General features: G+C 68.3%; 10 protein-coding genes. 3 read left to right on the top strand and 7 right to left on the bottom strand.

Features of this window, described 5'->3' with window-relative positions; genetic code table 11:
• Positions 1-24 precede the first annotated feature (24 nt).
• Entirely contained in the window at positions 25-1,314 is a 1,290-nt protein-coding gene (gene dctA, locus NED98_RS02025; RefSeq protein ID WP_265311708.1) for a C4-dicarboxylate transporter DctA, read from the top strand.
• A gap of 194 nt (positions 1,315-1,508) precedes the next feature.
• Positions 1,509-1,871, top strand: coding sequence for a hypothetical protein (locus NED98_RS02020; RefSeq protein ID WP_265311707.1), 363 nt, complete (start codon positions 1,509-1,511; stop codon positions 1,869-1,871).
• A 20-nt stretch (positions 1,872-1,891) separates the two neighbouring features.
• Here NED98_RS02020 and NED98_RS02015 read toward each other — a convergent pair whose 3' ends face one another.
• Genes NED98_RS02015 through NED98_RS02000 form a run of 4 tightly spaced genes read right to left on the bottom strand, consistent with a single transcriptional unit; the run spans position 1,892 to position 7,979 of the window.
• Positions 1,892-2,740, bottom strand: a complete 849-nt coding sequence (locus NED98_RS02015; RefSeq protein ID WP_265311706.1) for a phosphodiesterase — start codon at positions 2,738-2,740, stop codon at positions 1,892-1,894.
• Between the two features lie 13 nt (positions 2,741-2,753).
• On the bottom strand, positions 2,754-4,565 hold the full coding sequence (locus tag NED98_RS02010) for a cytochrome c3 family protein (RefSeq protein WP_265311705.1): 1,812 nt from the start codon (positions 4,563-4,565) through the stop codon (positions 2,754-2,756).
• Between the two features lie 4 nt (positions 4,566-4,569).
• Positions 4,570-5,454: a hypothetical protein gene (locus NED98_RS02005; RefSeq protein ID WP_265311704.1), complete on the bottom strand. Its 885-nt coding sequence runs from the start codon at positions 5,452-5,454 to the stop codon at positions 4,570-4,572.
• Positions 5,454-7,979, bottom strand: a complete 2,526-nt coding sequence (locus NED98_RS02000; RefSeq protein WP_265311703.1) for a cyclic nucleotide-binding domain-containing protein — start codon at positions 7,977-7,979, stop codon at positions 5,454-5,456. Before NED98_RS02000 ends, NED98_RS02005 begins: the two co-directional genes overlap by 1 nt.
• Positions 7,980-8,120: 141 nt before the next feature.
• On the opposite strand from NED98_RS02000, the gene NED98_RS01995 reads away from it, so the two are divergent.
• Positions 8,121-9,044, top strand: a complete 924-nt coding sequence (locus NED98_RS01995) for a tetratricopeptide repeat protein (protein WP_265311702.1) — start codon at positions 8,121-8,123, stop codon at positions 9,042-9,044.
• A gap of 7 nt (positions 9,045-9,051) precedes the next feature.
• On the opposite strand, the gene NED98_RS01990 is transcribed toward NED98_RS01995, so the two are convergent.
• From NED98_RS01990 to NED98_RS01980, 3 genes are all read right to left on the bottom strand, one after another.
• Complete coding sequence (locus NED98_RS01990) at positions 9,052-9,912, bottom strand: DMT family transporter (RefSeq protein ID WP_179514419.1); 861 nt, start codon at positions 9,910-9,912, stop codon at positions 9,052-9,054.
• Positions 9,913-10,019: 107 nt separating this feature from the next.
• Positions 10,020-11,600, bottom strand: coding sequence for a DHA2 family efflux MFS transporter permease subunit (locus tag NED98_RS01985; protein WP_265311701.1), 1,581 nt, complete (start codon positions 11,598-11,600; stop codon positions 10,020-10,022).
• Positions 11,597-12,706, bottom strand: a complete 1,110-nt coding sequence (locus NED98_RS01980) for an HlyD family secretion protein (protein WP_265311700.1) — start codon at positions 12,704-12,706, stop codon at positions 11,597-11,599. The genes NED98_RS01985 and NED98_RS01980 overlap by 4 nt, the downstream gene beginning before the upstream one ends.
• Positions 12,707-12,713 lie beyond the last annotated feature (7 nt).

Here is a 12,713-nt window from a genome sequence, read left to right as displayed (position 1 = left end):
GGGCTTTTGCACGCAGTGGCGCCGTTGGCGGATTTCCGGAAGCGGCGGCCGCTCTACGCGCGGCTCTATTTCCAGGTATTGGTCGCCGCGGTGCTGGGCGTCGCGCTCGGCCATTTCGCGCCGGACACGGGCGCCGCCCTGCGCCCGCTGGGCGAGCTTTTCATCAAATTGGTCCGGATGATGATCGCGCCGATCGTCTTCGTGACGGTCGTCACCGGGATCGCAGGGCTCGGTAATTTGCGCGAGGCGGGGCGACTCGGGCTTAAGGCGATCCTCTATTTTGAATTGGTCTCGACCCTCGCGCTGGTGATCGGGCTGATTGTTGGCAATCTCGTCCAGCCCGGTCACGGATTGAACATCGATCCGCGCTCGCTCGACAGCAATGCGGTGGCGAGCTTCGTGCGTGCCGGCGAGCAGATGAGCTCGGTCGGCTTTCTGTTCCATATCGTGCCCGACAGCCTGCTCGGCGCGCTCGCTTCCGGCGAGATCCTGCAGGTGCTGTTGGTCGCTATCCTGCTCGGTGCGGTCCTCGCCGGATCGGGGCAAGGCGACGGCGCGATCGTTCGGTTGCTCGAGGAAGCCGGCGAGGCATTGTTCGGGATGATCGGCGCGATCATGTATCTCGCGCCGGTCGGCGCCTTTGGCGCCCTGGCCTTCACCGTCGGCAAATATGGCGTGGGGGCGTTGCAGCAGCTCGGGATGCTGATCGTCTGCTTCTACGCGACCGCGCTGATCTTCATCGTCGGCGTGCTCGGGCTGATCGCCCGGGCGAGCGGCTTCAGCCTGTGGCGGCTGCTCGTCTATCTCAAGGACGAGATCGTCCTCGTGCTCGGCACCTCGACCTCGGAAAGCGCGCTGCCGCGATTGATGGAGAAGCTCGAACGATTGGGCGTCGCGCCGCCGGTCGTCCGGCTGGTGGTGCCGACCGGTTATTCGTTCAATCTCGACGGGATCGCCATCTATCTCACGATGGCGTCGCTGTTCATCGCGCAGGCGCTCAACGTCCCGCTCTCGATCGGCGAGCAGATCGGCCTGCTGCTGGTGCTGCTGTTGACCTCGAAGGGGGCGGCGGCGGTGACCGGCGGCGGGTTCATCACCCTGGCCGCGACCTTGTCATCGACGCATACCTTGCCGGTCGCCGGCCTCGCCTTGCTCCTCGGCATCGATCGCTTCATGTCCGAAGCCCGCGCGATCACCAACATGATCGGCAATGCGGTGGCCTGCCTTGCCGTTGCGCGGTGGGAGGGCGCCGTCGACCAGCAGCGGATGCGATCGATGCTTCACGGCGGCGATCTCGACGCATCGACGCGATAACAGCGCAATTGTAGCGGAAGAAGACGTCAGCGGCCGCAACGTGGCCGCTGCCGCTGACGTTTTGCATCGAGCGCACGAATCTTGTCGATCTGGATCAAGGATAGCCGGCTGGCATTCCGTCTCAGCATCTGCAAGGTAACGCATCCGTAAAAGGAGCGATTCTCGTGTATTGTGAGGAGCTTGGAGAGGAGTGCGTGGCGGGTGCAGATACGCTGCTCGCGCTGGCGGAGCGTGTCGAAGCAGCGGGCGCGCCGGATCGTAATCTGGACGAGGAAATCGCGGTTGCGATCCTGTGGCGGCCCTCCGGCGTCTGCGAGGCCGCGGGCACGATTCCATGGTGGCTGACGGCGTCCTTCGGCATTCCGGACTATACCGCGTCGCTCGACGCCGCGATGAAACTCGTGCCGGGCGGCTGGCATTGGACGGTGACGGATTATCAGGGCGCGGCGCCGGCGCGCGCGATATTGGGCGACGATAGCATCATCTGCACTGCGACGACGCCGGCGCTCGCGCTCACCGCCGCTTGCCTCCGCGCCCGCGCGCGGGGCGGCCGATAAGCGGACGACAATTTTAGCGTCTAAGCCGGCCGCTCGCTCATCGTCATCCGCACCAGCCCCTGCATCCGGTCGTCGAACCGGGCGAGCGTCGGCGGTGCGTCGGCGGTCGCGAAATGGGTGACGATCCCCCCCTCGCCCCAGCGGTGGAGCGCATAGCCCGGCGCATCGGCGATCACCATCGCGCGATCGTCGGGGGCTTCCGGGTCCATCGGGCGCAGATCGAGCGCGAGTTGCGGCGCGCTCGACGAGCAGACCGCGATCGTCGTCCCGCGCCACGGCGCGACGATCGCGCGGTGGATATGGCCGCACACGATCCCCGCGACATTGTCGCGCCCCGCGATCGCCGCGGCGAAGCGCGCGACCCACGGTTCCTCGGGGTGGGTATTCATCCAGTCGATGCCGACCTCGACCGGGGGGTGGTGCATCATGATCAGCGTCGGGGTGGCACGATCTGCGTCAAGCGTCGCCGCGAGCCACGCGGCGCGACGCGCGCAAAAGGCGCCGCCGTGGCGCCCCGGTTCGAGCGTATCGATCACCACGATGCGGCGTCCCGCGAGCGGGACGACATATTGGATGAAACCGTCCTCGGTCGACACCTGCGGGAAATGCGCGGCGAGACTGGCGCGGTCGTCGTGGTTGCCGACGCACGGCCACACCGGAAAATCGCACCGCGCCAGCGCATCGGCGAGCCGGGCATAGCTGGCCGCATCGCCGTTATCGGTGAGGTCGCCGGATAGCAGCAGCAGGTCGGGGCGGTTGGGACCGGTGGTGAGGGCGTCGAGTACGCGATCGAGCCGGATGCGGTTGAGCTCGTCCGCGTTGCCGGGATCGAACCCGAGATGGATATCGCTCACCTGCGCAATCAGCATGATCCCGTGCCCCTCATGTCGCGTGGCGGCTCCTTTTCGGCCGGTCCGCATCTTCGCGTTTCGTGCGCAGCGTCGCGGGCACCCAGGGGGCGCCGTCGCCGGCGTGATAGCTGTGGCACATCGCGCAGCTCGACGGCACCGCGGCCTTCGACTGCTCGCCGCCGTGGCAGGTGCGGCAGGTGGCGATGCCCGGGAGCAGCAGATCGGTCGCCGCGCTGGATTTGGGTGCGGCGTGGCAGCTTTCGCATTTTTCGGTGCGGTGCGCGGCGTGATCGAACCAGCCGTTCATCATATAGCGCATCGGCTGGTTGACCGGGGTGATCCGCCACGTCGTCGCGCCATTGCTGCCCGGCGGGGTCACGACATGGCAATCGTAACAGGCGCCGCCCTTGGAAAAGACCGCGCGGATCGCGGCGTCGGCGTTGCCCGGCCGTGTCGCCGCCGCGCCGAAATAGGCATGATAGATCCGCCCCTCGGCATAATCGCCCGGCCGCCGCCGGGCCATCCCGCCGAGTTCGATCGGGCGGGCGGGGGCAGTCGAGCGGTAATAAGCGCGCAGATCGGCGATCACCTGGTCGGGCTGGCCGTGGCGCAACGTCCGCATCGTTCCGCTGATCGTCTCGAAGGAGAGGCTGTGACACATCTTGCAATCGCGCTCCATGTCGACCGGCAGAAAGCGCGTGCCGTCGGCGGTCGGCTTGTGGCAATCCTGGCAGGCGAGCGCATCGCCGAAACCGTGCTCGGCCCGCATCGTCCGCGCCATCTTCGCCACCCCGCCGGTGGCGGAAAGGTGGATGTCGTGCGGGAATTTGAGCCCGTCGTCGCTCGTGATCGGCTGGTCGAGCGATTTGCGCTCGAAGGTCGGGTGCTTGCCGGGGACGGTCTCGACCAGCGGGCGGAATTGCGGGTGCGCGGTGCCGAAATCGCGCGCATCGGCGAGGCTGGTGTCCTTCAGCCGATCCTTGAGCGAGCCGTGGCAATCGGTGCAGAACGCCTGCGGGGTCGGCTGCATCGGCCCGGCGCCCTCATGCTCGCGGTGGCAATCGACGCAGGCGCCGGCGGGGGGCTTGTTGAAGGCATGCGCGACCTTGGCGAGCAACTGCCCGCCCAGCCCCGGGGTTTCGCGCGCCAGCGCGAGGCGGCCGGCCGGGGCATGATCGTGCGCATCCTTGTGGCAGGCGATACAGGCATTGTCGCGCACCGAGACGAACGCTTCCCGGTGGCACGCCTCGCATTGCCTCTCCAGCGCGTGATGCGCCTTGCTCAGCGGACCGGGGGTCCACGCCTTGTCGCCGATGATGCGGTCTGCGCCGGGCGGGGCATGGGCGGGGCGGGTCGCGACGCTCCAGATCGGCACGACGAGGAAGCCGATCAGGATCGCGAGCGCCGCGCTCCACGCGGTCAGCCTTTTGCCGGGGATCAGCCCGCGGAGCGAGAAAGCGGTCGCCTCCTCGCGATCGGCCGATGCCTCGGACAGCGCATCGACGCGGCGGATCGTGAGGACCGTTGCGCCGTCTTCGTCGGCCGAGACCGCGATGCGATGTCCGCCGAAGCGCAGTTCGGCGCCGGTCGCGGGGTCAATCTCGGCACGCAGCGTCGTGCGGCCGTCGACATCGAACCCCAATGTTCCGGTCGCGCGGACGCGGATCGTCCGCGCGTCGACCTGTTCGATCCGCGCGTGATCGGCATCGAGCGCGAGGTCGGGGAGGTGGATGTCGCTCTCCGCCGCGCGGCCGAGCGAGAGCTGCGGCCTGGCGATCGTCGTGCTGCGCACGATCTCGCGGCCGTCGGCGGTAAGGCTGATCTGGCGGACGATGAAGCTCACGCGCTCACCAGTAGAAAAAGACGCTGACGATATGCGCGGTGAGCGCGGCGAGCAGCGCGAAGGTCGCCGGGACATGGACGTAGAGCCAGATCTCCAGCAACGCCTTGAGCTTCAGGTGGCGGCGCAGCCGCGCCAGCATCGCGCGCTTGCGTTCGAGCAGGGCGTCGATCCGTTCGAGCGGGTCGTTCCCAGTATCGGGCCGGTCCCCGGTCCAGCGGCGCAGCGCGGCCTGCGCGCGCGCGGTGCCGCAGCGCGGATAATTGCCCGAAAGCCGCGCGACGATGCCGCCGCCGAACGGATCGTCGTCGAGCGACAGCCGCACCAGGGCCGCCTGATCGTGCGGCAGCGGCTGCGCGGCATCGTGGAGCTGGCGATCGATCGCGCGGATCGCGTCGAGCATCTGCCCCTGCGTCATCTCGGCGCGGTTGTTGCTCAGCGCGGCGGGGAGCGCGGCATAAAAGATGATGCCGACGATCCCCGAGGCGATCACCAGCAACATCAGCGCATAAGCGAGCGTATGAACGTTCCAGCCGAGCTGGAAACCGGTGTGCAAGGTCGCGACGACGATCAGACTGAGCCCGAGATAGACGTGCGCCGAGGTCCAGGCCTTGAGTGACCAGCGCCCCGCGGTCATCGCGCGCTTGCGCACCCCCAGCAGGGTCAGCCACAGGATCAGCAGCGCGCCGATCGTGCCGAGCGTATAGCCATACCAGCTCCCGCCATTGTGATGCGGGGTGACGTCGATCAGCAGATAGCTGGCGATACAGGCGAGGCATAGCAGCAGCGCGATCTTGAGCCAGCGGAAGCGCGCGTGACGCAGGAAACCGTCGTGGAGCGCGGCGCCGCGATCGCGGCGCGCGGGAACGCGGGTGGGGGCGGCGGTCGCCACTATTTTGCCTCCCGTCCGAGCCGCGCGACGGTGAGGAAATCCTCCGGCGCAACGCGGATCGCCGCGCCGGTCGGGCAGGCGCGGACGCAGGCCGGGCCGCCGTCGATCCCCGAGCACATGTCGCATTTGATCGCCTTCTTGGGCTTTTCGACCCCCGGCTCGGCGTGCTTGTAGCGCCATTTCTTGGAGGGCTCGCCCGGCCCCGGCCCCCGGCCGAACAGCAGCCATTGCAGCAGCCCGGGCTTTTCGGGCGGCACGCTGTCCATGCGGATCACGCCATAGGGGCAGTTGCGCTGGCAATTGCCGCAGCCGATGCAGGTCTCGTCGATGAATACCTCGCCATCGGGGCCGCGGTGGATCGCATTGGGCGGGCAATCGGCCATGCAGTGCGGATGTTCGCAATGCCGGCACGAGGTGGGGACGTGGAGATGCGCATAGGTGCGCCCCGCCTCGCGATCGAGCCGGGAGAGCCCTTCGTGGCTGTCGGCGCACGCCTTTTCGCAATTGTCGCAGCCGACGCACAGATTCTCGTCGATCAGCAGCACGTCGGTCGCTTCGCCGATGCCGTTGTCGACGAGGAATTTGGCGGTTTCCGAATACATGTCGACGACGGTCGAGAAACTATGCTTGCGGCTCTCGACGAAGGCGTTGACGTCCTGCCGCGCGGCCATGTCGCGCCGCGCGCGTTCGAGCAGAGCGGGCTTGGCCGCCATCAGCCGCGCGAAGGCATCGCCGTTGAGCCGGATCACCTCCGACCGGACCGTCGCGCGAACGGTGGCGGTGCGCGGCGTCCCCGCGATCAGCGCCATTTCCCCGACATAGCTGCCCGCGGGGAGATAGGAGAGGAAGACATTCTTCCCCCCGATCTTCTTCTCGACGATCATCGATCCGACGCGGATGACATAGATGTCGTTGCCGGCATCGCCTTCGTTGAGGATCGTCTCGCCCGCCTTCACCGTCAGGATCTCGGCGGTATCGAGCACTTCGGCGACATCGGCCGGATTGAGCCCCGCGCCGAACATCTGGAGCAATTGCCGCTCGGTCGAGATGCGCGTGATCGCGCGCTTGGCCGGCGGGTTGGACGACATGAGTTTCAGCGCCGCGGTGCGCGACACCTCGACCATGATCGACGCCTCGCCGGCGCGGATCGTCGCGCCGCGCCGCCGCCCGGAGATCAGCCCGACCTCGCCGAAGATCGACCCCTGGTCGATCGGCACCTCGACGCCGGGCGCGACCTCGACCAACGCCTGCCCGCGTGCCACCCCGAACAAGGACGAGCCGGGCGCGTGCTTCTCGAAGATCACCTCGCCCGCGCGATAGGCGCGCACCTCGCTGTCGAGCATGAACTCGCGCATCTGCAGCGGCGATAGCCCTTCGAGGATCGAGACATTGCTGCGGAGGAATTCGAGCCATTCGGAAACGCTGCGCTTCTCGGGCAGGCTGGCGAATTTGGCGGCGAGGATCGGCTCGTCGGCGGGCTTCAGCTCGGTGTTGCCGTTGATGAACTCGACGACATCATAGCCCTGGTTCATGCAATGTTTGATCAGCGGATAGCCGGCGAGCGCGCCGATCACGAAAATCCCCGGCGCGGTGCTTTCGAACATCGGGGAGAGCCGCGGGAAGGCGAGCCGGTCGCCGCTGGTGAATTCGATCCCGCACGATTCGACGAAGCCGCGCGGCGGCGCCGATCCCATCCGCGCGATCACGCGGTCGCATTTCAGCTTCACCTCGCCGTCGCGCGTATCGAGCGTGATCTGCCCCGGCTCGATCTTCGAGGTGGTGCTTTCGGTGAGGATCGTGACGCGCCCCGCCTCGCTCGCGGCGATCAGCGCCTTGACGTTGGCGCCCTTGGCGGTGGCGAATTCGGCCGAGCGATTGACGAGCGTAACGACATTGCCCTGCGCCTCGTCGGCAGCGAGCCCCAGCGCATTCTCGATCCCCGCATCGCCCCCGCCGATCACGAAGATATGCTCGTCATTATAAGCGGCGGGATCGTCGAGCTGATATTGGACGTGGGGCAGATCGGCGCCGTCGCAGCGCATCAGATTGGGATTGCCCTGCGTGCCAATCGCGAGGATCACGGCATCGGCGACGATCTCGCGCCCGTCGGTCAGGGTCAGGCGATAAGGCGGGGCGTGCCGCTGGATCTCGCGCGTCTCGCTGGTGCCGTCGCGTTTGCGCTCGACGATCTTGTGGATGCTGCCGGGGATCGCGTCTCCGGTGCCGGCGATCGCCTTCACCTCGGCGTTGTAGGCGACGTCGATGCCTCGTTCGGCGGCCTGATCGTTCCACCGGCCGAGGATCGCCTCGCGCTTGCCCGCGCCGAAATCCATGTCCGAGCGCAGCACGAGCTGGCTCGGGGTGGCCATCACATGCTTGCCCTTCTGATATTTGTAGATCGTATCGGAAAGGTGATCGGTCTTTTCGAGCAGCAGGTGCGACAGCCCCAATTGCGCCGCCCGCGCGGCCGCGCTCAGCCCGGCCGGCCCCGATCCGACGATCGCGATGCGCACGCGCTCACCCAACGGTCTATCCCCCCGATCCGTTCACATGCTTCGGGTAGTTTCCCGATCGAATGCGGCCCCGTGCGTCGGTCTATCATTTTGATCGCGCTAGGCTAGATACGGATTGTCTTAACGTTGCGTTGCCTTTGGGGGATCGGGGAGATGGCGGGCTGGAGCTTCGGGCGCGTCGCGCTGGCCTGCGGGATCGGGGCGGCGCTCGGGTCGATCGGCTATAATGCGCTGCGCAACCGCCCAGCGCCGGTCGAGGCGATTCCGGCCACCACCCCGGCCGCGGCGGATCCCGAGGAGGCGCTGCGCCAGCTCAAGGCGCGGGTCGCCGCCAACCCCGGCGATGTCGAGGCGTGGCAGAAGCTCGGCTGGAGCCATTTCGAGGCGGGGCGTTATGGCGAGGCGGCCGATGCCTATCGCCGCGCGACCAGCCTTGCGCCGGGCAATGCGACCTTGTGGTCGTCGCTGGGCGAGGCGGTGGTGATGGCGAGCGCGCACGACCCGATGCCGCCCGAGGCGTCGGCGGCGTTCGACAAAGCGGTCGCGATCGACGCGAAGGAGCCGCGCGCGCGCTATTTCCTTGCGGTACGCAAGGATCTCGCCAAGGATCATGCGGGCGCGATCCGTGACTGGCTGGCGCTGCTCGCCGATACCCCGCCGGGGGCGCCGTGGGAGGCCGATCTGCGCCGCACGATCGAGCAGGTCGGGCGGATCAACCATATCGATGTCGCGGCGCGGCTGGCGGCGGTGAAGCCGGTCGCGCCGCACGCGATGGACCTCCCGGTGTCGGCTGGCGCGGCGATCCCCGGCCCGACCCCCGCGCAGATGCGCGCGGCGGCGGGGCTGCCCAAGGATCAGCAGGATTCGATGGTCGCGGGGATGGTCGCGAGCCTCGAGGCGAAGCTCGATGCCAATCCCGGCAATGTCGACGGCTGGATCATGCTGATGCGCAGCCGGATGACGCTGGGCGAGCGCGACAAGGCCAAGGCGGCCTATGCCGCCGCGCGCGCCGCCAATCCCGCGCAATCGGCGCAGCTGGCCGAGGCGGCGCGGGCGCTGGGGGTGCCGGGGGCATAATCGCGCGTCAGGTGAAGCGTTTGGCGCCCGCGACGCACAGGATGACGATCGCGGTCGAGGCGATCATGCTCCACGCCACCGGCTCGCCGAGCACCACGCCGGCGAGCAGCAGCCCGAAGAACGGCTGGAGCAGCTGGAGCTGGCCGACCCCGGCGATCCCGCCGAGCGCGAGCCCGCGATACCAGAAGACGAAGCCGAGCATCATCGAGAAGAGCGAGACATAGGCGAGCCCGGCATAGGCGTGCCAGCCGATCCCGTGCCAATGCGCGGGGAGGGTGGCGAGCGCGATCACCGCCATGACCGGTAGCGAGACGAGCAGCGCCCAGCTGATCACCTGCCACCCGCCGAGCCGCCGCGAGAGCGTCGCGCCTTCGGCGTAGCCGAGTCCGCACAACAGGATCGCCGCGACCATCAGCAGGTCGCCGGTCAGCGATCCGCCGCCGCCATTGTAGAGCGCGAACCCCGTCACCGCCGCGGCGCCCGCGATCGAGAAGATCCAGAAGGCGGGTTTGGGTCGCTCGCCGCCGCGCAGCACCGCGAAGATCGCGGTGGCGAGCGGGAGCAGCCCGACGAAGACGACCGAATGCGCCGCGGTGATATGGCGGAGCGCGACGCCGGTGAGCAGCGGAAAGCCGACGACCACCCCGATCGCGACGATCGCGAGCGGGATCAGGTCGCCGCGCGCCGGGCGGCGCTGGCGCAGCGCGAGGAGGAAGGTCGCGCCGAGCAATGCGGCGATCACCGCGCGCGCCGAGGTGACGAACAACGGCGTGAAATCCAGCACCGCGACGCGCGTCGCCGGCAGCGACCCGCTGAAGATGATCACGCCCAGCAGCCCGCTGCCCCAACCGGCGGTGGTTCTTTCCATAGATCCTCGCTTTCGTCGGCGGCGGATAAAGCGGCGGCGAGGCGGGAAACAGGAACAGATCGGTACGAAATCGTCCGACTGTATTGGCCGATAGACCGATACGGTCGCTATCCCGCCTTGCGCTTGAGGAGGAAGCCGCCGCTCGCGCAGGCCAGCATCGCCACCCCTGCGACGAGGAAGGCGTCGCTATAGGCGAGCAGCAGCGCCTCGTGGTGGACGATACGGTCGATCAGCCCCAAAGCGCGCTGGCGCAATCCCGCGGTCTGGAAGGCGTGAAGCGCGCTGACGCGATCGATCTGCTGATGTGCGAAGCTGCGGACCAATGCGATCATGCGTTCGTGGAATTCGGGCGAATAGGGGCTCACTGCCTCGCCGATCCGCGCGGCGTGGAGCTTTTCGCGCTCGACGACGAACTGCCCCGCCCCGGCGATGCCGATCGCACCGCCGACGTTGCGGACGGTCGAGAACAATCCGGAGGCCGAGCCGACCTCCGATTTCTCCAGCCCGTCGACCGCCATCACCCCGAGCGCGACGACGATGAACGACTGGCCGATGCCGCGCACCACCAGCGAGGGGACGATGACGTTGGCCGCGGCGTCGCCGTCGAGGTGGATGTTCATCATGCATCCCGCCGCCATGATGACGAAACCGAGGATGATGATCGTCCTGACGCTGGTCCATTTCATCAGCCGCGGCGTGGCGAAGGACATGACGAGCTGGATCAGCCCGTAGGGGATCATCGTCACGCCGATCTGCGCGGCGCTATAGCCGTGCGCCTCGGCGAAATAATTGGGCACCAGAAAGACCACCCCGAAGACGATCGCGCCGAAGGTGAATTGCATCAGGCTGGCGAGCCCGAAATTGTAGCGCGCGAGCAGCCTCAGGTTGATCAGCGGGTCGCGGCGGCGCAGCTCGATCGCGGTGAAGGCGATCAGGAACAGCGCCGCGACCGCGCTCATCGCGACGATATAGCCGGAGGCGAACCAATCCTTGCGCCCGCCCTCCTCGAGCACGATCTGCAACGCCGAAAGCCCGACCGCCATCGCGACGATCCCGCCCCAGTCGCCGCCGCGCAATTTGTCGAGCGACAAGGGGCTGCGCGGGGTCGCCCAGCCGATCGCGGCGAGCAGCAGCAGCCCGGGCGGCACCTGGAGATAGAAGATCCAGCGCCAGCTATAGGCGTCGGTCAGCCAGCCGCCGAGTGACGGGCCGGCGGCCTGCGCGACATTGTTGGCGACCGCGAACAGCGCCATCCCGAACGGGTGTTTCGACGGCGGCAATTCGGTGACGATGATCTGGAACGACAAGGGGATCAGCACCCCGCCGAACGCCCCCTGCAGCGCGCGCGCGACGATCATCGTGTTGATATCGGGGGCGAGCGAGCAGGCGATCGAGAAGAGCACGAACCCGCCGGTGCCGACCATCAGCACCCGCCGGGTGGAAAAGACCGATACCAGCCAGCCGGTCATCGGGATGATGATGATCTCCGCCACCAGATAGGCGGTGGTGATCCACGATCCTTCCTCGAACGACGCGCCGAGCGACCCGCGGACATCGGGCAGCGAGGCATTGGTGACATGGACGTTCATCCCGGCCATGAAACAGCCGACCACGCCCCCCAGCACCGCGACCCAGGCGCGGAGCGAGACGTGATCGGGGTCGGCCCCGGTCGCCGCCTGCGCGGTCATCGGCGCGCACCGCGCGTGTCGACGATCGCCTCCACCGACATGCCGGGGCGCAGCGCGCTCGCTTGCGGCTGGCCGGGATCGACGCGGATGCGCAACGGCATGCGCTGGACGATCTTGGTGAAATTGCCGGTGGCATTGTCGGGCGGCAGCAAGGCGAATTGCGCGCCCGAGGCGGGGGCGAAACTGTCGACATGCCCGGCGATCTCTGCGCCGCCGAACGCATCGACGACGATCCGGACCGGCTGGCCGGGGCGGACGCGCGCGATCTGGGTCTCCTTGTAATTGGCGACGACGTAAGAGGTGCCCGGCACCAATGCCATCAGCGGGGTGCCCACATCGGCATATTGGCCGGCGCGCACGCTGCGCTGCCCGACGAGTCCGGCGATCGGCGCGCGGATCGCGGTGCGATCGAGATCGAGCCGCGCGGCGGCGAGCGCGGCCTCGGCGCGGCGCAGCGCAGCTTGTGCCTTGTCGAGATCGGCGGTGGCGCCGCGCCGTTCGCTCGCCAGCACGGGCAGCGCGTCGCGCGACGTGGCGAGCTTGGCGCGCGCCTCGGTCAGGCCCGCGCGCGTCCGGTGCGCATCGGCCGCGGCGGTTTCGAGCATCTGGTCGCTGGTGATCTGCTGGCGCGCGAGATCGGCCTGGCGGCGATAGGCGAGCGTCGCGAGGTCGGCGTCCGCCGCGCGCGCCGACACCGCCGCCGCATCCTGCGCGATCGCGCTGCGCTGCTGCGCCGATCGCGCATCGAGATTGGCGACGCGTGCGGCCGCCGCGGCGAGATCGGCGCGCGCCGCCGCGACCGCGCCCTCGGCGTCGGCGACCCGGATGCGATAGTCGCGATCGTCGATCCGCGCGAGCAGGTCGCCCGCGCGCACCCGCTGATTGTCGGCGACCGCCACGGCGACGATCGTGCCCGCGACGCGCGGCGCGACCGCGACGACATCGGCGCGGACATAGGCATTGTCGGTCTCGATCATGAAGCGCCCGCTGGTCCACCAGCGAAGCGCGAACCCGAGCGCGGCGAGCAGCAGCAATGCGCCGCCCGCGAGCAGCATCCGGCGTCGCGCGCGCGGGGATCGGGTGTCGGAAACAAGGGTAGCGGTCATGGCGGGA

It is taken from the genome of Sphingomonas lycopersici, assembly GCF_026130605.1.
In the GTDB taxonomy this organism is placed as follows: Bacteria; Pseudomonadota; Alphaproteobacteria; order Sphingomonadales; family Sphingomonadaceae; genus Sphingomonas; species Sphingomonas lycopersici.
Note: the sequence above shows the minus strand (reverse complement) of the source record. Positions and strands in the feature narration are given on the sequence as shown.

Excerpts from the sequence above, each read along its gene's own strand:
- NED98_RS02015 (WP_265311706.1), bottom strand. The coding sequence starts at position 2,740 with ATGCTGATTGCGCAGGTGAGCGATATCCATCTCGGGTTCGATCCCGGC.
- NED98_RS01995 (WP_265311702.1), top strand. The coding sequence starts at position 8,121 with ATGGCGGGCTGGAGCTTCGGGCGCGTCGCGCTGGCCTGCGGGATCGGG.
- NED98_RS01990 (WP_179514419.1), bottom strand. The coding sequence starts at position 9,912 with ATGGAAAGAACCACCGCCGGTTGGGGCAGCGGGCTGCTGGGCGTGATC.
- NED98_RS01980 (WP_265311700.1), bottom strand. The coding sequence starts at position 12,706 with ATGACCGCTACCCTTGTTTCCGACACCCGATCCCCGCGCGCGCGACGC.
- NED98_RS01985 (WP_265311701.1), bottom strand. The coding sequence starts at position 11,600 with ATGACCGCGCAGGCGGCGACCGGGGCCGACCCCGATCACGTCTCGCTC.